Source organism: Sphingomonas paucimobilis NBRC 13935, assembly GCF_000739895.2.
Classification (GTDB): Bacteria; Pseudomonadota; Alphaproteobacteria; order Sphingomonadales; family Sphingomonadaceae; genus Sphingomonas; species Sphingomonas paucimobilis.
On sequence record NZ_BBJS01000030.1, the window covers coordinates 295,298 to 319,724 of the forward strand.

Sequence of the window (24,427 nt, forward strand, 5' to 3'; positions counted from 1 at the left end):
CGATGGCAGTGTCGCTTTTTTCGAAACTTTTTTATCTGGTCGAGAAAATGCCGCTCAGTCGGCAGTGACGATGACCAGCCAAGGGGTGATCTGCCACACGGTCGCGCCATGGGCCTGGCGAAGCGCGGCCAGCGCATGATCGGGATGGCGCAGATCATAGACGCCCGTCACATGCCGCCGCATCCCCGCACCGCGCGCGACCAGCATCCCGACAAACCAGGGGCGAAGCGCTCCGACGACATCGGCCAAGGGGCGATCGGTGACGACAAGCCGCCCGTCCGTCCAACTCGCCACCGTCGATGGAGGCGCGGCCGATCGGCGATAACGGCCGGCCGCACACTCTACCAAGGCCATGTCGCCGGGCCCCAGATCGGCCGGGCGGAGACCGGCATCGCGGCAAGACGCGCGAACTCGCCCCTTGCGCACGGCAATATGCGCCCCGGCGCCTTCGCGTCGCACCTCGAAGGCGGTGCCGAGATCGGTCGCCAGCACATCCCCCGCCAGCACGCGAAAGGGATGTACCCGGTCATGCCGAACGTCGAAATAGGCGGCGCCCCGCAGCAGTCGCACCCGGCGGTCGCCGATCGCCACGGCGCTCTGCGGGGCCAGGGTGACGCGGCTGCCATCGGCGAGACGCAGGCTACGCACCTCGCCGGTACCGGTCGTCAGGTCGGCCTGTACGATGGGCAGCACCTCGCGCCCCAGGAACAACGCCGCGATACAGGCCGCCATGGCAAGCGGCACCAGCATCGGCCAGCGGCGCATGGCAGGAGACGGCGGCGCGAGGCCCGACGTTCCGGCCTGTCGGATCAGCGCATCGACATGGCCCAGTTCACGCCAGGCCGCGTCCCCTCCGGCCGTCCGCCGCCATTGCCGGAATCGCGCGTGCACATCCTGATCGTCCGGACGCTCGCGCAACAGGATCATCCAATCCAGCGCTTCGCCCCGATAGCCTTCTCGCTCGCTCATCCGCCCCCCTCCGCCTGTCTTATGCAGAGGGACGAACGGGACGCCGTCTTTTTCGGCACGGTGCTCAATGGCGGGCCGAGCGGAGGCATTGGCGGCACCGCTCCACCCCTTCCCTTACCAGCGCATGGGCGGAGGAGATCGATACGCCCAGTTCCACCGCGATCTCGCGAAGCGGCGTTCCCGACAGGCGATGCAATTCCACCGCGCGGCGCATGCGTGGTGGCATCCGCCGAAGCTCGGCCGTCACCAGTGCCAGTTCCTGTCTTGCGATGACGGCGCGGTCCGCTCCGGCGGCGTTGGAGGCCAGTGCCTCGGGATCGTCGGCGGGATCGAGCGTCATCACCTGCTCGCGGCGCCGCCTCTGCCGATATTCGTCGAGCGCCAGGTTGCGCACCACCCGCCGCAAATAGCCGACCGGCTCGGCGATCCGGATATCGACGGCATTTTGCGACAGGCGTATCCACGCCTCTTGCACGACATCCTCCGCCGACGCCATATCGCCGGTCAGCCGCGTCGCCTCGGCGATCAGCCGGCGACGCTGCCCGGCGAACAGCGCCAGCAGGCGGGCGGGCCGGTTCTTCACCATTGCCGCGCCTCGGCCATGGGATCACCCGACCGGATGGACAGCCGACATCGCCTGCGTCCGCCCAATTGCGAACACGACGATCCCGGTATCCCATAGCGCATCACCCCCGCCATCCTGGTTCAGCGCGGCGATAGGCGCTGCCGATAGCAGCAGAGCGATGGTGCGATGCTTATCCATGTTTCCCCGATTGGCATGCGTCACGCTTGCCGAGCATATTCTTGATCACGCTCTCCAAGGGGCGGCTACATTCTCCGTTAATGCGAGTCAATCTCATCAATGCCGACAGGGCTTGGCCGATTATCGGACTGAGGAGCATTCTCTAGCCGATCGCCTATCGATCCTACGGGACTGTAAAATGGAACACAGGCTCGCAAGCATCGCCAGCCATGCCAGCCGCCGGGGTCCATGCACGGAGGGGCCGCCGCCGCCCAAGAATAGGCGGCACCCCTCCGTGCATGCTTGGCATGTTCCCCGTGAACCGGAAAATTTCGGGGCCTTCGGATGAATGTCGATCGGTGCTTGCCGGGATCAGAGCGCGCTTCCGCTCCGCCACAGCATATAGGCCGCGACGACGAAGATCAGGATCGCGAACACGGTGGTCAGCGCCCCCCGGCTCTCCGACAAGCGGCGCGCCGCCGCCAGGCCCACCAGCCCGCCGGCGATACCGCCCGCGATGAACACACCGGCCAGCGGCCAGTCGACCATCCCCGACCAGGCATAGTTAAACGCCGTCGTCAGACCGAAGGCGGCGACCGCGACCAGAGAGGTGCCGACCGCATTGAGCATTGGCATCCGCGTCGCCCCGATCAGGCCGGGCACGATCAGGAAGCCGCCGCCAATCCCGAAAAAGCCGGAGAAGATGCCGGTGACGAGGCCGAAGCCCAGCACCTTGGGCGCATTCTCCCGATTGCATTGCGCACCCGGCACGCCTTCCGCCTTGCGACCGCGCAGCATGACGATGCCGACCGCCACCATGACCAGCGCGAACAGAAACAGCAGATGCGTGCCGTCAAAGGCCTTTCCCGCCGTCGATCCGGCAAAGGCCCCGGCGATTCCCGCCGCCGCATACATGCCGCCGCAGCGCCATTTGACCGTCCCGGCCCGGGCATGACCGATCAGCCCGGTTGCGGCATTGACGGCCACCGCCAAGGCGCTGGTGCCGATCGCGACATGCGCGCTGGGCACGCCGACCAGATAGACCATCAGCGGCACCGCCAGGATCGAGCCACCGCCCCCAACCAGCCCCAGGGTGAAGCCGACCAGGCCGCCCGAAAAGCCGCCCAGCAGATATTGGATCGGCTCCAGCATCATGACGCGGCACCGATCCGATGCGGCCGGGCGAGCAGTTCGCGCCCTTTCAGCATCCCCTGCCAGTAAAGCGGAGGCAGCATCCTTTCCTTCAGGAACCAGGCCGCCCGCGTCGGACGCGCCCCGTCGACCAGCCATTTGGGGAAGGTCGGGAGCAGCTTGCCGCCATAGCCGAACTCGGCCAGCACGATCTTGCCCCGCTCGACGGTCAGCGGGCATGAGCCATAGCCGTCATAATCGGCGGCCGGCGGCTTGCCCTCCAGCGCGGCGAGAACGTTGACCGCAACGACCGGCGCCTGCTGCCGAGCGGCAGCCGCCGTCTTGGCGTTGCTGGTCCCCGCCCCGTCACCCAGGGCGAAGACATCGTCATAGCGTTTGTGGCGCAGCGTCGCCTCATCGACGTCGATGAAACCGCTCGGTGCGGCCAGCGGGCTCTTCGCCACCCAGTCATGCGAGACATGGGGTGGAACGACATGCAGCATGTCGAAGGCCCGCTCGATCGTCTCGGTCCTGCCGTCCCGCTTGCACTCAAAGGTCGCGACACGGCGCGCGCCATCCACGGCGACCAGATTGGATTCCAGCCGCAGGTCGATGCCATAGCGCGCGATATAGTCCATCAGCGCCGGCACATAGGTCGACACCCCGAACAGCACCGCGCCGGCATTGTGGAACTCGACATCGATCCCGGGCAACAGGCCGGCGCGGCGCCAGATATCGCAGGACAGATACATCGCCTTTTGCGGCGCGCCAGCGCATTTGATCGGCATCGGCGGCTGGCTGAACAAAGCGCGGCCGCTCGTCATCTCCTGTACCAGCCGGTGCGTATAGGGAGCCAGATCATAAAGGTAATTGGAGGTGACGCCGTTCCGCCCCAGCGTGTCCTCCAGCCCGGCAATGGCCTCCCACGCCAGCCGCAGGCCGGGGGCGGCAACCAGGACGCGGTAGGTCAGCATGCGCCCGTCCGCCAACGCGACCGCATGGCGGTCCGGATCGAAACCCGTCGCGGCGACCTGCAGCCAGGTGACGCCCTTGGGCATCACATCCGCCTCGGCACGCCGCGTATCCTGGGCGCGGAAGACCCCGGCCCCCACCAATGTCCAACCGGGCTGGTAATAATGGTCCTGCGCCGGGTCGACGATGGCGATGGTCAGCCGGGCGTTGCGCTTCAGGATGCTCGCCGCCGTCGCGATCCCCGCCGAGCCGCCACCGACGATCACCACGTCGAAACTGGCACTCGGCGATGGAGCGCGCAATCTGGGGGCCAGCGCGGCCAGATCATAGCCCGCGGCGGCCGCCTTATCGATCAGCCTATCGGCCGAGCCTTGCCCCGCCTTGGACAGCGCCCACAAGGTCGCCGAGCGCATGCCGCTGCGGCAAAAGGCGAGGATCGGCTTGGGCAGGGTTTCCAGCGCCTGCGCCATCGCCGCGCTGTCGATGGGCGTCGCCTTGCCGGGAGCGATGGGGATATGGGTGAAGGTCAGGCCATGACGTTCGGCCTCGGCCCGAATGGCATCGGCGGTGAGTTGCCCGGCCTCCTCTTCATCGGGTCGGTTCGAGATGATCGACCGATAGCCCTGTCGTGCGGCCTCGGCCACGTCGTCCAGCGTGATCTGCGGCGAGACGGCGATGCCGTCATCCAGGGGTTTGAACGCCATGTCGCTCTCCCATCCTTTGCTATTTTGCAGGCGGCAGCAGGCGGAACAGCCCGAAGCCGATCGTCATGAAGATGATGAAGATCAGCGCCGGCCCGGGCGCGATCGCCAGCGCGGCGACGGCCGGACCGGGGCATAGCCCGGCCAGTCCCCAGCCGATCCCGAACAGGACCGCACCACCCACCAGCCGTGCGTCGATCGGTCGCGTCGGTGGCAGATGGAAGGCATCCGCCATCATCGGCCGGGCCCTTCGCCGAACGATCGCCCAGGCCACCGCCATCGGCACGAGCGCGCCGCCCATCACGAACGCCAAGGTCGGGTCCCACGCGCCCGTCACGTCCAGAAAAGCCTGCACCCGCGCCGGATCGACCATCCCCGACAGGGCCAGCCCCATGCCGAACAGGATCCCGCTGGCCAGCGCGACGAGAAACTGCCGCATCACGCCACCCATCCGACCGAGCGAAGCACCGCCACCGTCGCGATACCCGCCGCCATGAAGGCCAGCGTCGCGACCATTGATCGCGGCGACAGGCGCGCCATGCCGACTACGCCATGCCCACTGGTACAGCCCGAACCGAGCCGTGTACCGAACCCGACGATCAGCCCCGCCACCGCCAGCAGAGCCCAGGAGTCCGGGAAATGCGACGGCGCACCGACCAGCCATGCGGCGATTCCCGCGCCGATCGGCAGTCCGAGCGTGAAGGCGATGGCGACCCCGCGCGGCGCGCCGGTGCTCGCCAGCCCGGCGGCGCGAGTGAACATCCCGCTGCACCCCGCGACCCGGCCATTGCCCAGCAGCATCAGCGCCGCCGCCAGGCCGATCAGCAGCCCGCCGACCAGCCCATGCATCGGCATCGCGTGAGGAAAGCCCGGCATCACAGCACGTCCAGAGGGATGCGCATATAGCGGGTGCCATTGTCCTCCGCCGGGGGTAGCTTGCCGCCGCGCATATTCACCTGGATCGATGGCAGGATCAGCCGTGGCATAGCCAATGTCGCGTCGCGTGCCTCACGCATCGCGACGAACGCGTCCTCGCTCACCCCGTCATGGACATGGACGTTACCGGAGCGCTGCGCGGCGACGGTCGTCTCCCAGGCATAGACGCCGCGCCCCGGCGCCTTATAGTCATGGCATAGAAACAACCGAGTCTGCGGCGGCAGGCTCAGCAGGCGGCGGATCGAGCGATAGAGCTGCCGCGCATCGCCGCCCGGGAAATCGGCCCGCGCCGTCCCATAGTCCGGCATGAACAAGGTGTCGCCGATAAAGGCGGCATCACCGATGATGAAGGCCATGTCGGCCGGCGTATGGCCCGGGACATGAAGCGCCACCCCTTCGAGATTGCCGACCATGAACCGATCGCCATCAGCGAACAGATGATCGAAATCGGACCCGTCGCGCGCGAACTCGGTGCCCGCGTTGAACAGCTTGCCAAAGACATTCTGCACCTGGGTGATCGCACTGCCGATCCCCAGTTTTCCGCCCAGCTTTTGCTGAAGATAGGGCGCCGCGGACAGGTGATCGGCATGGACATGCGTCTCCAGCAGCCAGTCGATCGTCAGTTCCTGTTCGTGGACATAGGCCAGGATCGGATCCGCCGGTGCGGGGGTCGTGCGACCGGCGGCGGGGTCGAACCCCAGCACGCTGTCGATGATCGCCGCCCGCCCCGTCTGTGGATCGGACACGACATAGCTGACCGTGTTGGTGGCCTCATCGAAGAAGGATCGCACGCGGGGCGTGGTCCGCGTGGAAACCGCGCTTCCGATCTGGCGCGAGGCGATCTCCCGTGTGACGTCGAACACTTACACCTCCATTGTCTTTCACTTTACGTAAGTATGTATGTATGTTGCGTCAAGGCGTTTCCGCTGGCATGGCAGGTCCATGGACGCCCCTTATCCCTTCAGGCCGCTTCGCATCGGCGACCCCGCGCCCGCCTTCACCGCGCGCACCACGCATGGCGAGGTCAGCCTCGACCAGTATCGCGGACGCTGGCTGATGTTCTTTTCGCATCCGGCGGACTTCACCCCAGTGTGCACGAGCGAGTTCATCGCCCTGTCCAAGGCCGCACCGATGTTCGAGGCGATGGATTGCGCATTGCTCGGCCTGTCGGTCGACAGCCTCTATTCGCATGTCGCCTGGGTGCGGGCGATCCAGGCGCTAACGGGAATCGAAATCCCGTTCCCGGTGGTCGAAGACCCGTCCATGGCGGTAGGCCGCGCCTATGGCATGATCGATGCGCATGCGACCGACTCGTCGGCCGTCCGCGCGACCTATTTCATCGATCCCGATGGCATCATCCAGGCGACCAACTGGTATCCGATGCAGGTCGGCCGTTGCGTCGAAGAGATGCTGCGCACCATGCAGGCGCTGCGGCGCACGGCGGATGGAAGCGTGTTGACGCCCGCCTGCTGGCGACCGGGGGACGACATCCTCCTGCCCCCCTCGCTGCCGACCGACGACTCGCCCGACTGGTTCCACCGGCTGCGACCCGACGCATGAGCGAGCGCCTTCCCCGTTCCGATGCCGATGCAATCGCCGAGCAGTTGCGTATCTTCGCGCAGCCGCAGCGGCTGATGATCCTCGCCGAACTGCTCGGGGGCGAGCGTTCGGTCGGCGAGATCGAGGCGGCGACCGCGATCGGTCAGCCTGCGCTCAGCCAGCAACTGGCCGAACTGCGCCGCGCCGCGCTGGTCGACACGCGGCGCGAGGCGCGGATGATCTTCTACAGCATCGCCGATACGGATGTGGAGGCCCGCGTCCGCGCATTGCTTTCCGTCTTTGACAGCGGCTTTGCCGCCCCCCGCCCCGCGACGCGGCCGCCCAGCACCCGGCCCTCGCTGGTCGGCGCGGCCTCCTTCGCACGGATCGGCTAGCGCGCTTTCCGCCTAGCCGTAGGGGAACGGCCCGCTGCCGTTGTCAGGCCGTCACCCCCTCGCCCGATAGGATCAGCGCCACGCCGATCGGGTGACGGGCACCGCCGGGCAGTGTCACTTCCAGCGCATCGTCCGTCCGGCGGAAGGCCAGCGGCGTCGGGCCCCCCGGCATGGTCACGCGACGCACCTCGCCGGGCATCGTCGGGCTGTTCCGCCGCAACAGCGTCATGCGGACGATATTGTCGTCGGGCCAGCCGAGCACCAAGGCATGGAGGTTGCCGTCCCGTGTCGCATAGCGCACGTCGCGCGCGGTATAGGGCGATTTCGGACCTCCTTCGGAGAACAGCCCGGCATTGCCCCGCGTCGGCCCTTCGCCGTTCAGCTTCCACGGCCGGGTGGCGTAGATGGCCTCGCCGAAGCGCCGCATCCAGCCGCCAATCTCCTCTACGATCCGCTCTTCCTTGTCATCGATCGTGCCATCGCCGCGCATCGGCACCGAGAGCATGAGGTTGCCGTTCTTGGACACGACGTCGCACAGCGTATGGATGACCGTCGCCGCCGATTTATAGCCGTCACGGGCATAGAGATCAGCGTCGTAATGCCAATTGCCCAGGCACGTATCGGTCTGCCACGGAAAGCGCTCGATATAATTCTTTCCGCCACGCTCGACATCGTCGACAATTCCCATGCGGCGCTGCGGCGGCGTCATCTTGGCCGTTACCACCGCCTCCAGCCGGCCATCATGCCATGCCATCGACTGGTTATAATACCAGGCGGCGAACGCCAGCCCATATTGCTCCAGGGGTAGATCGAAATTGTCGAAATAGACCATGTCCGGGCGATGTTGCTCGACCAGATCCTGACAGCGCAGCAACCAGTTCCGGGCAAAGTCGCTACCGGCGGGAACGCCCTCGCTCCACAGGCGATCGGTCGCCTCGTGCCACATATTCGCCTCGTCGACCGTGCAGATACCGTCAGGCATCGCCATGTGCCGGCCGGTATAGAGCTGCTGCGGGTCCAGCCCCTGCCACCATTTGCCCCGCCCCTGCGCCGCCGTCAGCTTGTAGGCGTCATAGCGCTGGCCGGCGCGCGGCCCCTCGGGGTCATAGCCATAGGCGGGCTGGTTCCAGTGCCAGGCATGGGCCGAATGGTTGGACACGGCAAAGCGCAGCCCCCGTTCGCGTGCCAGCTTCGCCCAGGTGCCGATAATGTCCTTGCGCGGGCCGACGCGGGTCGTGTTCCAGGGATGGTAGCGCGAGGCATAGGTATCGAGATTGTCGTGATGATTGGCCAGTGCCATGAAATATCTAGCACCCGCCCGCTGGTAGAGATCGAGCTGCCGGGCCGGGTCCCATCGCTCGGCCTTCCAGAGGTTCTGGATTTCCATGAACCCGACATCCGCCGGATGACCATAATGTTTCAGATGATGGGCATAGGCGCGCGATCCCGGCAGATACATTTCGCGCGCATACCAGTCGCCCGCTTCCGGCACGCATTGCGCGGTCCAATGCGCCCAGATCCCGAACTTGGCGTCACGGAACCAGTCGGGCACGCTGTAACCGGCGGTCAACGAGGCCCAGTCAGGGGTAAAGCGCGCCGGCGGCGGCACCTTCAACGCGCGGCCCGCCCCCATCGGCGTCGGGGCAGTCGTCACGGCGGAAACCGCGGCCGGCGCCAGCGCAGCGGCCGCAACGCCCCCGCCGATCATCGCGCGTCGTGTCGTCTCCATGCCCGTCTCTCCCGTTCTTCACGCCATCTCAGCTCATGCACGCACGACGCGGCCGGATGGGCCGCACCCATCATGGAAGCGGGATCGAGAGGGCAAGAAGCGGCACCGCGCGCAAAAGGCCCCAATTCACAATCCTCCCACCGCCGCCACGGCGACCATCATCAGCTTCAAGACTTTTGTGAGTGAGAGTATTCTTTCATATGTAACGGCAGTCAATGTCTGACTTATGAGAAAGCGACACAGCGCGCGGCGGCGAGCGTAGGACCGAGCTCAGTGGCTCGACCAGGCGATCCGGAACCGCAGGCCCAGCACCAGCGCATCGTCGATCGTCGAGTCCGCCGACGGATTCAGGACATATTGGATATCGGGCTGGACCGAGATGCCCTTTATGATCTCGTCGCTATAGGTCAGTTCGAAGATCGTCTCGCTGCCATCCAGCCGTGGCGAATCGACCGGATTGCCGGCGCGGTAGTTGCGGGACAGTGCGCCATTGCCCGCGCCCAATGACACGGCGCTGGCCGGCCGCGATGCGAAGGGGCGCTCCCACAGCACGCCGCTCTGCCAGCCACCTCGAAACGGCGTCGTCCGCCCGTCCGACAGGCCTAAACGTACAAAGCCGACCAGATGGGTACCATCACCCTCCGCCGCGCCGAGCAGATCCTGTTCCGCAAGCAGATAGAGGCCTTGTGAAAAATAGCGCTCTTCGGTGTAGGGGATCATGAACTGTCACATCGTGGGACGGTGGGATTGGGCGGGCCATTGTGGGCTATTCTGGGATGGGAATGGCTGAAAACGGGGCTTTTCTCGGCTGACCACCAGAAGTGTCACGGTTGTGACAGTTTGAGGCCATAAATCGGCGTTGCAATGCCTCTTCAGCCCTTGTGCACGCCACGATGTGACAGTTCCCGTGCGCCCCCCTTACGGCGTTTCCATGTCCTCAACTGTCACGACATCGATCGCGGATCGGTTGGCGTCGAGATAGGCCAGGAGCTGGTCGAAGGCGGGCTGCCAATTCGACATCGATCCCGACAGGCCGTCGTGAAAGACGAGGAAGCCCACCCCCTTTTGGGCTATCGCGCGGTCAACGTGGTTCTTCCAATAGGTCGCATAGATCGCGCTGTTGTTACCCCATTGAAACTCGCCTGCGCCCATCGCGCGGATGCGCATGGGGTCACCCCAGGGATAGGTCTCGACCTGTGCGAACTCGCCAAAATAATAGGCGCGCATCGATCGGAACGCCTGTCGAAACATCGGGTAGGCGATCATGTCGGTTGGGCCGACGTTACTGAAATAGCTGCCATGGCCGCCGCCGGTCAGGCCGATGGCATTCTGCCAGTTCCGGAGCTTCGCCATTTCGGCCGTGCGCTGGTCGGCCGTCATGACATCAATGCCGCCGGCTCCGGTGGCGTTCTCGGTCGAGTAGGCTTGGCTTGCGATCTGCCAACCGAGATTGTCGTGCAGCGCCTTGATCTGGGCGACGGGCAGCTTGCCGGTCTTACCCGCATCGATCGCAGGCGATGCATATAGCACGCCCCTGAAGCCATAGCGGGCCATGGCGCGCGATGCGTAGTTGATGGTGGCGGGATACTGATCGTCGAACGACAGGATCAGCTTTGCCCTGGTCAGGGCATTTGCCACCACCTCGACGTTGCCGACAGCGATCGTCATCCCGGCGGTGCTGTTCGCCTGCACCTCGACCAGCGCCCAAGTCAGGGCGGACAGGTTCGCACCGTTGCCAACGGAGGTGAACGCGCTGACCGGGATGGTGAACGACCCCCAGCGCTGCTCAGCGTTCTTCTGGCCTTCACGGATCAGCCCAGCGGCGTTGAACTCGTGATAGTTGCCCCCCGGCGACGACGGGCTGCCTTCCGAAAAGAGCCGGATTTTGTAGCCGTTCAAGCGAGGATCGACGTTGACGATCGGCTTCGTCCAGATGCGGATCAGCTGCCCGGCGGCGCTGATCGGGACCGCCTGGACGACGGCGGGACGAAGCTGGCGGGCATTGAACGACGCGAGCGTGACCGTCAGACGGGTGTCGCCATAAAGCGGATCGCCGGCAACGTCGCTGGCCTCGCCGGGTGCATTGGTCAGACGGCCGACCTGATCGAACGAGGCGAGGACGCCGATGGGCGCGGCGATACGGTAGCGCTGATAGATGCGCCCACCGATCGCGGGGGCCTTGTCACCATCGGCGGGTTGCTGCGCCCATTCCGGACTGGGCAGGGCGATGGACGGCAACTGGCTGGGGGTCTGGACCTGCACCTGGGCGGCGGCGGCGGAACAGGCGAGCATGGCGGCGATCGTCACGATGAGGTTGCGGGTCATCACGGTATCCGATTGAGGGTAACGGAACAGCCGGTCGTGCCGCTCAGGGCGATATCCACGGTCTGACCGGAGGCGAATTGCACTGGCGTGCCGCCATTCGCATCGGCAGCGACTCGCGACAGGAGCGGGAGCATCGTCGCGCCGTCCGCCGCCCGGTATCGCAACGTGACCGATCCATAGCCGGTGCAGAACTGGTTCAGGACATAGCTGCCGCCGTAGAGCGCGACAGCTGCGCTCGTGACGTTGCCGGTCGCCAACGTCACCGGCTCGATCGTGCCGACAGGCAGCGGGGTTTCGCGGGTGACGGACGTGGCGGCCTTGCCGCTACCGCCATAGGCCATCGCCGATTGCGGCACGAATGCGCCAGGCGCGGCGACCGGCTTGGACTGGGCGGCGGCAAACCCCGGCACCATGAGCAGGGCGAGGCCAAACGCCGCCTTGCGGTAGAGATATTGGATAGACACACTAGCCTCCAGATTGAGGCCTTGAACCTTGGCGTGGATTTCCTCGGTTGTCGGGATGCACTGACGCACCTAAATAGTAAGTGCGTCGCGCGTGACACGGTGAAACTGGCGGCCGTAGGACCGGAGCAATCCGGGATCGCTTGCGAGGGACTGGCAGTCCTCGTCGCGCGACGCACCCACCTTCACCATGGCATGAAGGTTTCCAACAGCGATGACAGTTCCTCGGCCTGCAACACGCGCAGGGCGATGATCTGCAACAGGCTGGGGCCGGGTTGCAGACGGACCATCATGATGCGCCCACCGACATTGCGGACAAGGATGGTTTGCTCGCCGTCGCGCAACACATGCTCCGGCTCATCGGCGACCGATCCCGCCAGCAGGAGGTCCGCGCCGATCGCGGCCAGGCCGTCACTGGTGACCTGGGCGATATTGGTCGGCGCGCCGATAAGGCGGCGGATATCGTCTGCCAGCGCGAGGGCCGGCGCTTGCCCCAACTGCTCGACCACGGCGGCGAAGCGATCCGACGCGATGAAGCGGTCGAGCGCGGCTTGCGTCGCCACGGGGTCCGCCTTGGCCGCCGCCATGAGCTTTTGCATCGCCACACGGGCGGTCTTGCGGCGGACAGAGGCGTCCAGCGTCTCCAGCGCCGACGACGCCTGCGCGACAGGATCGCCCGTCTTCGATCCGGCGCGACGCTCGGCAAGCCGCTCCAGCGCGCGAGCATAGTCGGCGGCGGCATCGGCCTTGCCGCCGACACGGTTGCCCGCCTCCAGTTCGCGCGCCAAATCCTTCCACGCGCCCCGGCGATAGCTCTGGAGATACATCGCATCGCCATTGGCGGTGACCTTCACCGTGGCACGCAGCAGCCCGTCATCGTCCTTCCAGATCACAACATGGTTGCCGCGATCGCGCAGGATATGGTCGGGCTCGGCTCCGACCATGGGCAGCTTGCGATAGTCGGCAACCGTCAGGTCGGGATGGCCGGCGCTACGCGCCGTCTGGCCGAGCTGCTTGGCATAGCTGTCGCTCGACAGCACCACGACGTGGTTCTTCGCGCCCAGCGCGGTCCGTGCCGCATCGTCCAGGACCATGACCGGAAAGACGCCGCCCGGCTCCGCCAGCGTCTCCAGAAAGGCGTCGCTCTTGACCAGATCGCTCAGCACCGCGCGCGCCGCCTTCGGATCGAGTGGGGCCATGTCCTCCAGCGACCGGGTGGCCTTCTCGGCGACCGCCTGCATCCCGAACGCGCCGGGGTTGTAGGCAAAGCCCGGCCCGATCCCGACCGGGACCGCCTCGGGCTTGTCGGCCCCTTTGCGCCAGAAGGTGCGCAGCCGCCCCCCGACCTGACCATCGGCGGTCATCCATCCCATACGAACCAGCTGGTCGTCGGTGGTGACGCGGTAGCCCAAGCGATCCATGTCGGCCTGGGACAACTGCCGAACCGTGCAGCGACACCCCCAGTCATTGGGGGGATAGAAGACAGCCCAGGCGGGATGATCGACGGGCAGGATGATACGGAACGGGAAGGCCGGGTCATTGCCGCCCCAGCGCCGGTGCAGCGGGCGGGTGCGGTTGTCGCCGATCGACACGTACATGAGGTACGGCCGAACGTCTTTCATCTCCTGGATGCGCTTCCACCGCCCGGCCGCCCGGCTGATGCGCAGGTTCGTGTCGTAGATGGTGCGCAGGCGACGGCCGCCGACATAGACAGGGTCGGTGGTGCCGGTCAGCGCTTCATTCTCGACCATGCCCCACCACCCTGCTTTCTTCAGCTCGGGGATGAGGCCCGCCTTCCATTGCTCCAGCGTGCCGCCGTCGCGCATGACCTTGTCCAGTGACTGGCGGATGGTGGCGAGCAGGTCCAGGTTCGCCACCTTGGCGACAGTGAAGGCGCGGGCATGGTCGGCCTGCCACATCTCGGTCCAGTGGACGGTCGGGCGCAGCTTGTCGCGCGCCTCGAACGCGGCGACCGTATCATCGGCGGGCAGGTTGATGGTGGCGCGTAGCTCAGGCATCGGCCGTCACCCCAAGCTGACCGATCCGGGCAATGGGTGTCTCGCCGGGTACGCCGTGATGCAGTTGTTCGTCGCGGCCGGCGACATGACCACGCAGATAGTCGTTCAGGGTACGACGCCCGGCGGACGCATCGCGTCCTTCGACCGTCGTCAGGGTCGGATAATGCCGTTCGACATAAAGCCGAATGGCGGCGTCATCGAAAGAAAGAGGGGCCAGCTTGGCGACCGCCTTGCGAACGGCGTTAGCCCAACCCTCGCAAAACGCATCCGCGCGGGCACGTTTGCGCGCGAGTTTGCAGCGCCGCAGCTTGCTCTTGATATAGGCAGCTCGGGCATCCTTCAGGCGACGGTGTAGCGCGACGAACGCATAGGCGGCGATGTCAGGGGCGGCCCCGCGCCCGATATACGTGAAGTCGAGGTCAAAGTTGATGATGACCGAAACGCCAAGCGCTTCCTCGATCGCCGTGGACAGTGTGCATTCCCACATAGGTGGGCGCTGCCTCCGCGAACCCCGCGCCGACGACTCGCCAATCTCCGACGCCGCAATATCGGCATCGGTCACGCCATGTTCTTCCATGAGGGCGCGGGCCATTGCCAGGGCATTGGCGGCCTCATGCTCGTTCGAGCTGGCCGACAGCGCCAGACATTTGCGGATGCGACGGAGAAGCGCGTCGTTCACGCCAGAACCTCGTAGAATTCAATATCGTGGGGGTGGCCGGTCAGCGACCAGCGGCATCCGGTCCGGCCATCGGCAGGCCAGCCGGGTGGACCGAAGCGGTCGCCGTTGCGCAGCGTGCCGGTGACGCGCTTGTCCCTCGCCTCGGCCGGGCAAAAGCCGGGGTTGCGCTTCACAAGCGACCCTCGGCCTGGGCTTCGCGATATTCATCGCGCAGGTCAGCCATGCGGTTCTGGAACCACGTCCACGCATAGTCTGGACCTCGGTCACCGGTCGCCAGGACGTAGAAATGCAGCGCGATCGCGCTGGAGCGCTTAAGCTTGCCCGGCTCGGAATGCCGATCGAGAAAACGGCGCGCCTTATCGAGCTGCGCTTCCATCTGCGCGGCCTGATCGTCCCAGCGCTGGCGGACGGCGGCGCGACGGTCCCAGCCGACCAGCCAGTAACGGACCAGATGGCGCGGGCATTCGCTCGGGGGCCGGTCGCGACTGGGCGCTATCCAGCCGATGGGCCGCCGGACCTCGGAGGGATAGGTATCGTCCAGGTCAGCGATGCCGCGCCTGATCCACGCGGCGGCAAGCTCGCCGTCGTCGGGCTGGCGCTGGCGGCGGGGCGGCGAACGCCGCTTCACGGCTGCACCGTGTCGAGCAGGTCGGCCCCGGCCTGCGACAGGCGCAGGAACGGCATGGACTCGGCATTGAGCGACCATGTCTTGAGGCCCAGTTGCTCGATCAGCGCCGGTCGGCCGCGCTGGCGTTGCAGCAGCGTTGCAAGGGTGCTCCAGCGCACCCCAGTTCGCAGCACGTCGGGGACATGGCGCGGAGAAGTCGGATGCACCGCCAGCATCGCCCGGCGCTGGGCAGGCGACAACGATGCCCAGCGGGCACGGCGCTTGGCATCGCACGCCTCGCAAGAGCAGCGATCCTTGGGCGGAATGTGCGGGAGCGTGTCCCGGTCCCAGCGCGCGGCCATGGTCAGCGCCCGTCCCGACACGGCGCACAACGCCCGCCGACCAGGCGCGGCCAGTCGCGCCCACATTGCCGGCATTCGCCCTTCACACCGACCGGAACCGGCTGGATCGCGTTGGCGATCAGACGATCGAGTTCGCGCATGCCGACCGCGACGGCGAGGTCCATTTCGTCGGCCATCAGTGCGGCTCCGATCCGGTCAGCGCCTGCACCTGGGCCGCGAAGGTTGCGCGCGCCATGCGCTGGGCCAGCTTCTCGGCGGCATCATCGGCGGCGGCAGCCTCCAGCGTAGCAATCGCATCCTCGACCGATCCCGCCCGGCGCAGACGATCGACCAGCGGCGCGATCATCGCGGCGGCCGACGCGGTCCATCCTTCGTCCGCCATCATCACGTCCACCGCGCCGTCGATATCGTCGCGATCCAGGCGGGCGGCCTGTTCGGCAAGCGCGATCGCCGGATCGACGGGCGCATCGTCATTGGCGGCCGGGTTGGCGGGGACGGTCGCGCCGGCCGGCGCGGTGGTTGCCGGAGCCTTGCGCTCATAGCCATCGCCATAGCGATCCTTGAACGACTCCTCGGTCCGGACCCAACCCAGGTCGGCCAAGACGGCGTCGGTGTCGGCCGCCTTCTTGAGGTCGTCCTCTTCCTCGACGATCCGCACGACCTTCGGGCTGGCGACATCGGGACCGTAATTGAGGTCGGTCCACCAGCGCGACGGGCCGGAATTGAAGCTGTCGGCGAGCAGGTCGGCGTCGGCCTTCACCACCTCCAGTTTTACGTCGGCGTGGACTTCGCCCTGGGCGCGGCTGGAGCCGTTATCCGTCGTCATCGTCTGCGACAGGATGATCTTGGCGATGCAGGCGTCCATGTACCGACAGACGGCAGCGAAATCGGCACCCGACTGCGCAAGGTGCAGCAGCTCGACATCCATCCCCGCCGGGATGGCAAAGCCGCTATCGTTCGCGATCGCCTGGATCGCGGTCAGGAGCTTGTCGATGTCTTTTTGCGTGGATCCGCGCGGATAGGTGCCCTTGGCGGTGGGCACCGAGAATTTATCGAGGAAGATGTTCCAGAAGCGAACGCCGTTCCGCTTGAACAGCGTCGGCCAATACAGCCATTCCGCCAGCCCCTCGCCGTAAACCTGGTCGTCGTCGGTGCCGCCGGCGCGCACGACCCAGAATTTGCGATCGGGGAGTAGCTCGCCGTTTGGTGCGGCTCGGGTCAGCAGGCGCAGCCGGTCGTCCTTGTCGAAACGGAACCGGCGGGCATGGCGGACGTGGATCGCGCGGGCCTTCGCGCCCGGCACCCAGTCCAGCAGGCCATCCAGGCTGCCCCAGTTCAGTTCGCCGACCGAAATGCCGTAGAAGCTGGCCCACAGCATCTTCTCGGTGACGAGGTCCCAGCCGATCCGCTCCAGCGTGTCGGTCATCGCCTCGGCCGCCTCGACCGAGCGGGGATCGTTCTCGTCGCCGGGCAGCACGTCCCAATCGCGGCTGACCACCGCGCGGATGCGCTGTTCCATGCAGGACTTGACCTGATCGTCCTTGCGGATGCGTTCGTACACCCCCCAGTCCACCACGCCCCACAGCTTGGGGTCGCGGGGCTGTTGCAGCTCCAGGACATAGGGGCGAGTGATATCGCGGCCGTCACCGGTCGAGGCGACCTCGTTCAACAGCTCGGACGGAAGCGCCGCCGTCTTGCTCGCGCCCCGCTTGTTCTTTTTCGCCATCACCAATCCCCCGCACGGCCGAAGTCATCGCGCCGCCGGACCGTGCCGAAGCCGGTATCCGTATGTTCGTAGTTGCCGCCCATCGATCGCGGCTGGTCGGCGGTGTGGGTGTCGACCGGCTGGACATCTTCGTCGGCCGCGCCGACCAGGTTCATGAGCGCGATCGAATAGTCGCCGTGGCGCTTGCCCTTCTCGCCGTCCGCCTTGCTGGCGACCCGGTCGACGATACGGGGCACGCCACGCACCATCTTGACCTGCCGCAGGTCATCCTTGACGCCTTCGTCGCGCGGTATGAGCATAGTCCGGTCCTCGAACCGGCTTTTCATGCGCGGCATCCGCGCAAGGTACGTCGCCTCGGTCGCCATCACCGACTCGATGCGGTCCACGCCGTATCGCTCCTGCATGTCCTCGGCGAGTTGCTGGCCGTTACCGCGACCATCCATCTTGCCCGCCGCCCACAGCGGCAGCGTGTCGCACAGCCAGCACAGGATTTTGAATTGCGCCCAAAAGGGCACGTTGCGCATCTCCAGCCCGAGCCGATTGTGCAGCACACATGCCGCATCCTCTTGGCCCGCCGCGATGACCGACAAGTCGTTGCTGCGCGCGAAGTCCTGACCGAAGAATGACGGGCGGTGCGGATCGAACAGCGCGACGATCGGCACCAGTTCGCGCTCGATCCATTCGTCCAGCCATTTTTCCCGCCATTCGCGGACGGCTTCGCGCAGATCGTCGCCGATCGGTGAGGCGACACTGTCGGCGGCGACCAGCATCCCGCCGGCCGTGTCCCATTCCTTGCCGAGCGTGAGGCGCACGACGTGATGGTCGGGCGACATACACGCGTCGATGGTCGCGGCAGGCAGGTAGATACCTGAGCCCTTGGCTGGGATCACGTCGAGTTCTTCGTCCGCGCCGTCCGCGTAGAACTTGCGCAGGTCGGCTTCCCAGGCGGCTTCGCCCTCTGGTGTCCACGTCACGCCGGTGCGCAGGCAGATACGCTTGTAAAGGCCCTCGGCCATCGCGCGGGCCAGCGTCACCTTTTGGATGATGCCCCCCCGCTTGCCGGCGCGGATGTTCTCGATCAGCTCGGCAAAGGGATTGTCGGCACCGTCATGGGTGGAGATGACGACGACGCGCCCGCCCCACATGGTCAGCGCCATGGCGGCCTTGATCACGCCGTCCAGGTCGTCGTGGAAGGCGGCTTCATCAATGATGACGCTGCCCTGCATACCGCGAAGGCTGCGCGGCTTGGACGACAGCGCGACGATCGACTTGCCCGATGGGAAATCGATGCGCAGCGACAGGATGCCGCGCTCCGATCCGTCGTCGAACAGGAATTCGTCCGACGCGCTCGCGGCTTGGTTGAACGCCTTCGCGAAGTCGGCGCAATAGCCGATGAATTCGCGGGTCATGTCCTTGTTGTAGGCCAGATAGAAGACGTTCTGGGGCCGCTCGGCCGGCGACGCGATCATCACCGCATCGGCAGCAAAGCCATAGGTCAGGCCGGTGCGGCGCGACTTTTCCGACACGAACAGCTTGGTCGTACGGCTAAGCTCGATCGCCTCGATCTGGTAGGGCAGCAGGACAGAGGTCGTCACGCGTCGAACCCGAGGATGCGGGTGCGGATCGCCGACAGGGTCGCCTCGCTGGCGCCGGCCGCACGGCCCGCCTCGGTGGCATCGGCGGCGGCCTTCTCACGGGTGCGGCGCGCCTCTTCCTCACGAATTTTGGCCTCGCGCTCGATGTCGATCTTGGACGAACTGGTCACGTCCTTGACCGCCTTTGCGAGGCGCGACAGCGCCAGCGTGTCGAGACCGCCGCCGCCTCCCTCGTCATCGTCGCCATCACCGGCCGAGAGTTCTTCGGCGCTGGCGATCGGGATGATGGCACGGGTCATGACGCTGGTCATGAGCTGATTCATCATCCGGACCTGGTTGTCGCCGGACTGGCCGAATTCGTTGCCGAACGCCGCCGCGATGCTCTGGACGCGGCGCTGTTGCTTTGCCAGCTCGGCGAAGTCCTTGGCATAGCGGCCCACGGCCGAGCGCGACCGGCCGCTGCCCAGATCGCGCAGCAGGCCGCAGATGTCGTCGATCGTCTCGCCGCGTCCGATCGCGTCGTGGACGGCGTCGAGGACCTGGGGCGGCAGACTCTTCAGGGAGGAACGCCCGGCCATCAGCGTGCCGTGCCGACCTTGCGCCGCACCGCATGACGGTGGACGCCGTCATAGAGCAGGTGGCCGTTCGCCACATCCTCGCCATCGGGCAGGATCTGGGCGAGCACGAAGGGCTCGACCTCTTCGATCGACACCAACCCGGCATCGGCCAGCCAGCGCAGTTGCTCGACGATGGTCCGACGGGCGACGGGGTGGCCGCGCTGTTTCAGCAGCAAGGTCAGCGTGTCGTCGGACTGTTCGCCACCGATCTCGCACATGAAGTCGAGGATGGCGCGGCGGATGACGGAATTGAGGGCATCGACGCTCATCGCGCGGCCCCTTCGGTCAGGAGTGCGCGGAGATAGTCGTTTTGGGTGCCAAGTTGAATGCTGACGCCGTCAACGCCGCGTTCCACGGACGAAAGGCGTTCCGAAACCTTGCCCAGTTTGTCGTTGATTTCATGACGGGTGGGCGGCGATGCACACTCTTTTTCCAGGAGGACAATGCGGGTTTCGTGCCCCGCCAGTTCCTTGTCCTGCACGGCATTATGCCGGGCGACCTCAGTTGCCAGAGCGGCCAGTTCGGTCTTGAGCGCAAATTGGTTGCGCAACCATAGTACGGCCAAGCCGATCAGTATTGGCGTCAGAGTCGACGCGATGGGCCAAATGACCCGAACATAATCCATCCAAAGCACGTGCCGGGTCCCCGTTGGCTTGCAAGCGGGAAAGGGATGGCACGCGCCCTGGATTTAGTCGGGATGCACTGGCGCAGGCGGCTCGGGGAACATCTCTATCTGACGACTGTCGACGGTGCGCCTGGGCACGAAAACGGGAGCGTCATCGGCTTCATTGGTCTGATTGGCAAGATATGCAACATATCTTCGCGATGACCCGATCATTCGCGCCGCCTCATTGCGGGTCAGGCGGCCGGCGCGAACGGCGGCGATCACCGGAGCCCGGCGCGCCCGCGCCAGCGCCTCGCGCGCGGTCGGGATTTTAAGTCGCTCCCGGCCATAGACACGGGAAATCGTCGCGACTGTGTCGGCAGGCAACACGTCGAGGAACGGGCTGTTCTCGACCGCGATCGGAACATAGATGTCCTGCCCGCCGAAGCGATCGACCAGCGTCAGGATATGCTTGGGCGCGATATGCGCCGCCATCTCCAGCATGAAGGGGCTCCACCCCCGCCCGGGCTGGACGGTGTCCGGGATCGGCAGGTCGGCCAGGCGCGGCAGGTCATCAGCCATGAGTCGTCCCCTCTCGCAGCATCCGGCCCAGGAAGCGGATCGCCTCGTCGGTCTGATGGTCGGTCCAGCGCCGGGGCGGCAGGCGCAGCGTCTCGATCAGGAAAGCATCGGCGGTGTTGCCGGTGACGCGGTTGCCGACCAGCAGTTTGGCCCAGATCGCGTCTACAACCGCGCGGCGATCGGCCTGGGGGCAAGGCGGCACGCTCCATTCGACGCCCTCGCGCGCGGCCCAGGCTTTCAGCGCCTCGATCACGGCGACCGCCGACTTATGGTCGAGGAAGCGGACGGCATCCACGCCCGTCTGGCGCTTGACCCAGGCGTTGAGCGCGGCTTCCTCGGGCCGGTTGACGGCGCGCAGCCAGTAGAGCGACCACCACAGCGCCCAGATCTTGCCGACATGCGCGCGGGTCGAGCCGACCGGCCGATCGCGCCGGCCTGCACCGGTGCCCCGGATCGCGGTCAGCACCTTGTCCATGTCGGCGATGGTCATGCCGGTCAGCGACGGCTTGCCGGTCGCGCGCAGCTGCACCGCGCGACGATCGTCCTCGTCCAGGCCGGCTGCCTTGGCGGCGGCGAAGATCGCCCGGCGGCGGGCGTTCAGCGGATTGGCGGCGGTCATGCGTACACCTGCGATGCCTGGGGTGTCGCCAGATCGAGCGCGGTGCCGCACCGGCCGCATTCGGCCGACTGCCGCCCGACCAGCCAGGCCGTCGAACCGCATCCCGGACATGCGGTCATGGGGCCGGTGTAGAGGAAGAGCGGTCCGCGCGTGGACTGCGCCGCGACGATGGGCAGCGTGACCGGCATGACCAACAGCTTGGCCCGGTCGCGATGCTTGGTCGTACCGCCCCAAAACATTTCGCCGGTCGCCATGCAGTAGGCGTCGGGATAGCGGGTAGTGACGAACCGGACCGAGGTGGGGGAGTCGACGACCGGTCCGGATGCCACCATGGCGCGGTACTCGGTCTTGAAGCACAGTTCCCCGTCGAAGAGGAACGGGCCGGGCGGACAGTCGGCCAGCGTGACGCGGCCCAGGGGGTCAGTCATCGGTCTTGCCTCCAAAAGCGCGCAAGCGATCGGTCAGCGCGCGGAAGTCGGGGTGAAGTTCGCGCCGTGCATCGGCGGCGCGCAGGGCGGTGTGGATGGCGGGATGACCGCGCCGCATCGCGCGGCCGATCGCGGGCAGCGATGCAGCGGTCGCCGCCCGCATCGCCCAGATCGCGGCCTGACGCGCGATGACCAGCGGCTTTTCCCGGCACGGACGGTGCAACTCGGCCACGGTGAAGCCGGTGGCGATCGCGGCGGCGGCGAGGATTTCGCCCAACTGGCGGTCCAGGGCGGCGGTCATTGCACCGTTCCCCGGACTGCGCTGGCGTCACCGCTGGTCATCATGTCGGCGACCATGCCCAGCAGGCGGTCGAGGCCCGCCATCGACAACGAGGCGACCAGCATCGTGCCATCGCCGTGGCGAAGCGACAGCGACACGATGGCGTCGTCGCCGACCCCGTCGAAGCCGACCGCGATCGCGCCGACCTGCCCGGCATGAGGGGCGGCGCGCTCCTGCGCGATAGCGGCGGTGAAGCCGCGCATCGGCACCATGCGGATGGTGTTATCCATGGCGGCGCAGCCTTTCGGTCATGCTGTTCGCAGGATAGCCGGCGGTCGGATCGAAGACCCAGCCATCGAACATCTCGTTCAGGAAGCGGCTGGCAACCCAAAGCTCACGCGACTGGAGCGCCATGAGCATCGCAGGCGTTTCCTCGCCGCAGACGAAGCAATATACGGCGCTGTCGGGCAGGGCGGCGTTCTGGCCTTCGCGAGCCAGGTAGGCGATCGTATCCACGTCGGCGGGATGGGGCTGGTGGTGATCCAGACCAGCCAGCGCCGCCTCGACGGTATCAAGATGCGGCCCCCAGTAGATGGGCACCATCAAACCGTCCGGATCGTCGACGATGAAACCCACGCCCGGCTCGAAATGGTCGGTGCCGTTGTCCTCATCCATCCAGCGCGCTGCCTGGATGATTTCGGGATACTGGTCGCGGGTGATGCGGACCATGGCATCGGCCGTGACTGGCGGCACGGCATCGAAGGCGGCGACGATTTCGCGGGCCTCAATGATCCGGGCCTTGTCGGGTCCCTTCGCAAAGCGCGGGTCCCGGCGCGCGTGCAGGCGGACAAAGCCGATCGCCAGTGCGACCGGGTCCGGCGACTTTCCTTTCGTCATGCTGCGCCTCCGTTCCGTGTGGCGTCATCGTCCAGCAGCGCGTCGACCAGATTATCGTCGGCCAGGACGATCAGGAGGTTGCGCGCGAGGGCGACGACGCTGATCCCGCGCCGTGCGGCATGAGGTCGCAAGGCGCGCAGCGTGTCGGCATCGATCGCGACCGTATTCCAACTGGGCAGGTTCGATCCCTGCGTCCGCGACGTGTCACGGCGGTTCTGGCTCGCCTCCAGCGCGGAGACAGTCTTGGGCTCGATCCCGACGCGACGGGCGATCTCGCGCGTGGACTGGCCCTGGGCGCGTAAGGCGGCGATCGCCTGCGACCGGCTGTCATAGCCGAGGCATGGAATGGGGCCGCCCATCAGCTTGTCCTCCCGGCCTTGGGTGCGGGCTCAGCCCGCAGATCGTGGAGCTGGCGCAGGAGGTCGGACAGCGCGTAGCCGTCCTTGGCCGACAGGTGCACGACGACGGTCGTCGCCTTCGCTTTGCCGGTCAGGGTGCGGAAGCTGTCCACCCGGACATGGTCGCGGTCCCAGTGCATGGACCGGAACATGCTGTCGTCGAAGCGGCTCATTGGACGATGCTCCGATCGTTCGCCTGGGCGTGGGTCAGCTGGGCGGCGGTCAGCTCGATCGCGAAGGCGGTGGCCTGGTCCTCGTCGAGGGTGACCATCATGGTGCCCGCCGGACAGGAAATCGTGATGCCGATCACGCTGCCGACCCTCGGCATGTCGGTGAGCTGCACCCCGATCCTGACCGCGTTTTGCGGATCGTGCGAGACTGCGACCGGTGCGGTGATGATGACGCTCGGCCCCAGCGTGGCGTCGATTTTGTGGTGGTCGATCTTCATGCGTGCCCCTCCACCATGCGTGCGACATCGCCGGTCAGGCGGTGGCGCTGGTGGGCAGCCAGGCGGGACAGGTCTGCGGCCTTGTTCTCGATCCCGTCGAACAGGTCGCGCAGAACCAGCCCGGCGACGGTCTGGGCGGTATCGTGGCGGCGCGCGTCGTCGGCGATCGCCGACAGGTTGCGGCGCATGATTTCCAGGTCCGCCCGGCCCATCGGCTTGTTGGCGGCGATCGCGGCGGACACGTCCGCGATCAGATTTTGCAGATCGGTTGCAAGCGTCATTCAATCCTCCTGTTCGTGGGGGCGGTCGGTGTTGTTGGGGCAGGTCGGGCACACGCGGGCGAACTGGACATGGAGCCAGTTCACGGGCTTCTCGCGCCGGCGATTGCGGATGCAGGTCTTGAGCGGCATCTGGCCGTAGGCGGGGCAGACGACATCCTCGTCGGCCAGGGTCGCGCGCACCAGTTGCTCGGCCTCGGGATAGGACCCGGCATAGCTGTGGTTGATGAGGCGGCTGATATAGCCGCTCGACTTGCCGAGCTGGTCGGCGACGCCGCGCTGGCTGGTCCGGTCGCAGGCATCGGCCAGGACCAGCACCCAGGCCGGCGCATCCGCACCCCAGGCGGCGACGGCTTTCGTTCGGTTGTTATTAAGGTTACCAAACATGG

Annotated in this window: 36 protein-coding genes and 1 pseudogene; 2 read left to right on the top strand and 35 right to left on the bottom strand. The window is 66.4% G+C overall.

Features of this window, described 5'->3' with window-relative positions; translation table 11 throughout:
* Positions 1–54: 54 nt before the first annotated feature.
* The 8 genes from SP6_RS10905 to SP6_RS10935 all read right to left on the bottom strand — a co-directional run bounded on the left by SP6_RS10905 (position 55) and on the right by SP6_RS10935 (position 6,314).
* Positions 55–969, bottom strand: coding sequence for a FecR family protein (locus SP6_RS10905; protein WP_007404978.1), 915 nt, complete (start codon positions 967–969; stop codon positions 55–57).
* 64 nt (positions 970–1,033) lie between these two features.
* Complete coding sequence (locus tag SP6_RS10910; protein ID WP_007404917.1) at positions 1,034–1,555, bottom strand: sigma-70 family RNA polymerase sigma factor; 522 nt, start codon at positions 1,553–1,555, stop codon at positions 1,034–1,036.
* A 21-nt stretch (positions 1,556–1,576) separates the two neighbouring features.
* Positions 1,577–1,732: a hypothetical protein gene (locus SP6_RS20950; RefSeq protein WP_007404888.1), complete on the bottom strand. Its 156-nt coding sequence runs from the start codon at positions 1,730–1,732 to the stop codon at positions 1,577–1,579.
* A 351-nt stretch (positions 1,733–2,083) separates the two neighbouring features.
* Positions 2,084–2,866, bottom strand: a complete 783-nt coding sequence (locus SP6_RS10915) for a sulfite exporter TauE/SafE family protein (RefSeq protein WP_007405013.1) — start codon at positions 2,864–2,866, stop codon at positions 2,084–2,086.
* Positions 2,863–4,518, bottom strand: a complete 1,656-nt coding sequence (locus SP6_RS10920) for a bifunctional protein tyrosine phosphatase family protein/NAD(P)/FAD-dependent oxidoreductase (RefSeq protein WP_007404953.1) — start codon at positions 4,516–4,518, stop codon at positions 2,863–2,865. The genes SP6_RS10915 and SP6_RS10920 overlap by 4 nt, the downstream gene beginning before the upstream one ends.
* A gap of 19 nt (positions 4,519–4,537) precedes the next feature.
* Entirely contained in the window at positions 4,538–4,954 is a 417-nt protein-coding gene (locus SP6_RS10925) for a DUF6691 family protein (RefSeq protein WP_007404970.1), read from the bottom strand.
* Positions 4,954–5,394, bottom strand: coding sequence for a YeeE/YedE family protein (locus tag SP6_RS10930; RefSeq protein WP_007404987.1), 441 nt, complete (start codon positions 5,392–5,394; stop codon positions 4,954–4,956). The genes SP6_RS10925 and SP6_RS10930 overlap by 1 nt, the downstream gene beginning before the upstream one ends.
* Positions 5,391–6,314 carry an MBL fold metallo-hydrolase gene (locus SP6_RS10935; RefSeq protein WP_037568491.1) on the bottom strand — a complete coding sequence of 308 codons (924 nt, stop codon included), beginning with the start codon at positions 6,312–6,314 and terminating at the stop codon, positions 5,391–5,393. The genes SP6_RS10930 and SP6_RS10935 overlap by 4 nt, the downstream gene beginning before the upstream one ends.
* A 79-nt stretch (positions 6,315–6,393) precedes the next feature.
* Here SP6_RS10935 and SP6_RS10940 point away from each other — a divergent pair, with 79 nt between their 5' ends.
* On the top strand, positions 6,394–7,011 hold the full coding sequence (locus SP6_RS10940) for a peroxiredoxin (protein ID WP_007405001.1): 618 nt from the start codon (positions 6,394–6,396) through the stop codon (positions 7,009–7,011).
* On the top strand, positions 7,008–7,385 hold the full coding sequence (locus SP6_RS10945) for an ArsR/SmtB family transcription factor (protein ID WP_007404898.1): 378 nt from the start codon (positions 7,008–7,010) through the stop codon (positions 7,383–7,385). Before SP6_RS10940 ends, SP6_RS10945 begins: the two co-directional genes overlap by 4 nt.
* Before the next feature lie 43 nt (positions 7,386–7,428).
* Here SP6_RS10945 and SP6_RS10950 read toward each other — a convergent pair whose 3' ends face one another.
* The 27 genes and pseudogenes from SP6_RS10950 to SP6_RS11075 all read right to left on the bottom strand — a co-directional run bounded on the left by SP6_RS10950 (position 7,429) and on the right by SP6_RS11075 (position 24,425).
* Complete coding sequence (locus tag SP6_RS10950) at positions 7,429–9,114, bottom strand: alpha-L-fucosidase (protein WP_007404913.1); 1,686 nt, start codon at positions 9,112–9,114, stop codon at positions 7,429–7,431.
* Positions 9,115–9,384: 270 nt separating this feature from the next.
* Entirely contained in the window at positions 9,385–9,834 is a 450-nt protein-coding gene (locus tag SP6_RS10955; RefSeq protein WP_053003282.1) for a carbohydrate porin, read from the bottom strand.
* 198 nt (positions 9,835–10,032) lie between these two features.
* Positions 10,033–11,439, bottom strand: a complete 1,407-nt coding sequence (locus SP6_RS10960) for a polysaccharide deacetylase family protein (protein ID WP_042468941.1) — start codon at positions 11,437–11,439, stop codon at positions 10,033–10,035.
* Entirely contained in the window at positions 11,439–11,903 is a 465-nt protein-coding gene (locus SP6_RS10965; RefSeq protein ID WP_128130555.1) for a hypothetical protein, read from the bottom strand. The genes SP6_RS10960 and SP6_RS10965 overlap by 1 nt, the downstream gene beginning before the upstream one ends.
* Before the next feature lie 182 nt (positions 11,904–12,085).
* The gene (locus tag SP6_RS10970) at positions 12,086–13,918 is read right to left on the bottom strand and encodes a phage head morphogenesis protein (protein ID WP_082052482.1); all 1,833 of its coding nucleotides are present in this window, start codon (positions 13,916–13,918) and stop codon (positions 12,086–12,088) included.
* Entirely contained in the window at positions 13,911–14,480 is a 570-nt protein-coding gene (locus tag SP6_RS10975) for a DUF7168 domain-containing protein (protein ID WP_232253974.1), read from the bottom strand. The genes SP6_RS10970 and SP6_RS10975 overlap by 8 nt, the downstream gene beginning before the upstream one ends.
* 6 nt (positions 14,481–14,486) lie before the next feature.
* Positions 14,487–14,597, bottom strand: a pseudogene (locus tag SP6_RS21705) (DUF2786 domain-containing protein); the annotation flags it as partial.
* Positions 14,594–14,770, bottom strand: coding sequence for a hypothetical protein (locus SP6_RS21250; RefSeq protein WP_167541259.1), 177 nt, complete (start codon positions 14,768–14,770; stop codon positions 14,594–14,596). The pseudogene SP6_RS21705 and the gene SP6_RS21250, both read right to left, overlap by 4 nt.
* On the bottom strand, positions 14,767–15,225 hold the full coding sequence (locus tag SP6_RS10980) for a hypothetical protein (RefSeq protein ID WP_042468946.1): 459 nt from the start codon (positions 15,223–15,225) through the stop codon (positions 14,767–14,769). The genes SP6_RS21250 and SP6_RS10980 overlap by 4 nt, the downstream gene beginning before the upstream one ends.
* Positions 15,222–15,566, bottom strand: a complete 345-nt coding sequence (locus SP6_RS10985; RefSeq protein ID WP_042468947.1) for a hypothetical protein — start codon at positions 15,564–15,566, stop codon at positions 15,222–15,224. Before SP6_RS10985 ends, SP6_RS10980 begins: the two co-directional genes overlap by 4 nt.
* A gap of 2 nt (positions 15,567–15,568) precedes the next feature.
* Positions 15,569–15,742: a hypothetical protein gene (locus SP6_RS10990; RefSeq protein WP_042468949.1), complete on the bottom strand. Its 174-nt coding sequence runs from the start codon at positions 15,740–15,742 to the stop codon at positions 15,569–15,571.
* Positions 15,742–17,292, bottom strand: coding sequence for a DUF935 domain-containing protein (locus SP6_RS10995; RefSeq protein ID WP_042468950.1), 1,551 nt, complete (start codon positions 17,290–17,292; stop codon positions 15,742–15,744). Before SP6_RS10995 ends, SP6_RS10990 begins: the two co-directional genes overlap by 1 nt.
* Complete coding sequence (locus tag SP6_RS11000; protein ID WP_042468952.1) at positions 17,292–18,887, bottom strand: terminase large subunit domain-containing protein; 1,596 nt, start codon at positions 18,885–18,887, stop codon at positions 17,292–17,294. Before SP6_RS11000 ends, SP6_RS10995 begins: the two co-directional genes overlap by 1 nt.
* Positions 18,884–19,465 carry a phage protein Gp27 family protein gene (locus SP6_RS11005; RefSeq protein ID WP_042468954.1) on the bottom strand — a complete coding sequence of 194 codons (582 nt, stop codon included), beginning with the start codon at positions 19,463–19,465 and terminating at the stop codon, positions 18,884–18,886. Before SP6_RS11005 ends, SP6_RS11000 begins: the two co-directional genes overlap by 4 nt.
* On the bottom strand, positions 19,465–19,773 hold the full coding sequence (locus SP6_RS11010) for a hypothetical protein (RefSeq protein WP_042468956.1): 309 nt from the start codon (positions 19,771–19,773) through the stop codon (positions 19,465–19,467). Before SP6_RS11010 ends, SP6_RS11005 begins: the two co-directional genes overlap by 1 nt.
* Positions 19,770–20,129, bottom strand: a complete 360-nt coding sequence (locus tag SP6_RS11015) for a hypothetical protein (RefSeq protein ID WP_042468958.1) — start codon at positions 20,127–20,129, stop codon at positions 19,770–19,772. Before SP6_RS11015 ends, SP6_RS11010 begins: the two co-directional genes overlap by 4 nt.
* Before the next feature lie 63 nt (positions 20,130–20,192).
* Positions 20,193–20,690: a hypothetical protein gene (locus SP6_RS11020; protein ID WP_053003284.1), complete on the bottom strand. Its 498-nt coding sequence runs from the start codon at positions 20,688–20,690 to the stop codon at positions 20,193–20,195.
* The gene (locus SP6_RS11025; protein ID WP_053003285.1) at positions 20,683–21,309 is read right to left on the bottom strand and encodes a regulatory protein GemA; all 627 of its coding nucleotides are present in this window, start codon (positions 21,307–21,309) and stop codon (positions 20,683–20,685) included. The genes SP6_RS11020 and SP6_RS11025 overlap by 8 nt, the downstream gene beginning before the upstream one ends.
* On the bottom strand, positions 21,306–21,737 hold the full coding sequence (locus SP6_RS20955) for a hypothetical protein (protein WP_128130552.1): 432 nt from the start codon (positions 21,735–21,737) through the stop codon (positions 21,306–21,308). Before SP6_RS20955 ends, SP6_RS11025 begins: the two co-directional genes overlap by 4 nt.
* Complete coding sequence (locus tag SP6_RS11040; protein WP_042468960.1) at positions 21,730–22,038, bottom strand: helix-turn-helix domain-containing protein; 309 nt, start codon at positions 22,036–22,038, stop codon at positions 21,730–21,732. The genes SP6_RS20955 and SP6_RS11040 overlap by 8 nt, the downstream gene beginning before the upstream one ends.
* Positions 22,035–22,307: a hypothetical protein gene (locus SP6_RS11045; RefSeq protein WP_042468962.1), complete on the bottom strand. Its 273-nt coding sequence runs from the start codon at positions 22,305–22,307 to the stop codon at positions 22,035–22,037. Before SP6_RS11045 ends, SP6_RS11040 begins: the two co-directional genes overlap by 4 nt.
* The gene (locus SP6_RS11050) at positions 22,300–22,914 is read right to left on the bottom strand and encodes a hypothetical protein (protein WP_042468963.1); all 615 of its coding nucleotides are present in this window, start codon (positions 22,912–22,914) and stop codon (positions 22,300–22,302) included. The genes SP6_RS11045 and SP6_RS11050 overlap by 8 nt, the downstream gene beginning before the upstream one ends.
* Positions 22,911–23,273 (bottom strand): hypothetical protein, encoded by a 363-nt coding sequence (locus SP6_RS11055; RefSeq protein WP_042468964.1) that lies wholly within the window; start codon positions 23,271–23,273, stop codon positions 22,911–22,913. The genes SP6_RS11050 and SP6_RS11055 overlap by 4 nt, the downstream gene beginning before the upstream one ends.
* Positions 23,273–23,485, bottom strand: coding sequence for a hypothetical protein (locus SP6_RS11060; RefSeq protein WP_042468966.1), 213 nt, complete (start codon positions 23,483–23,485; stop codon positions 23,273–23,275). The genes SP6_RS11055 and SP6_RS11060 overlap by 1 nt, the downstream gene beginning before the upstream one ends.
* On the bottom strand, positions 23,482–23,760 hold the full coding sequence (locus tag SP6_RS11065; RefSeq protein WP_042468967.1) for a hypothetical protein: 279 nt from the start codon (positions 23,758–23,760) through the stop codon (positions 23,482–23,484). The genes SP6_RS11060 and SP6_RS11065 overlap by 4 nt, the downstream gene beginning before the upstream one ends.
* Entirely contained in the window at positions 23,757–24,041 is a 285-nt protein-coding gene (locus tag SP6_RS11070) for a hypothetical protein (protein ID WP_042468969.1), read from the bottom strand. Before SP6_RS11070 ends, SP6_RS11065 begins: the two co-directional genes overlap by 4 nt.
* Complete coding sequence (locus SP6_RS11075) at positions 24,042–24,425, bottom strand: hypothetical protein (RefSeq protein ID WP_042468971.1); 384 nt, start codon at positions 24,423–24,425, stop codon at positions 24,042–24,044.
* Between the last annotated feature and the right edge of the window lie 2 nt (positions 24,426–24,427).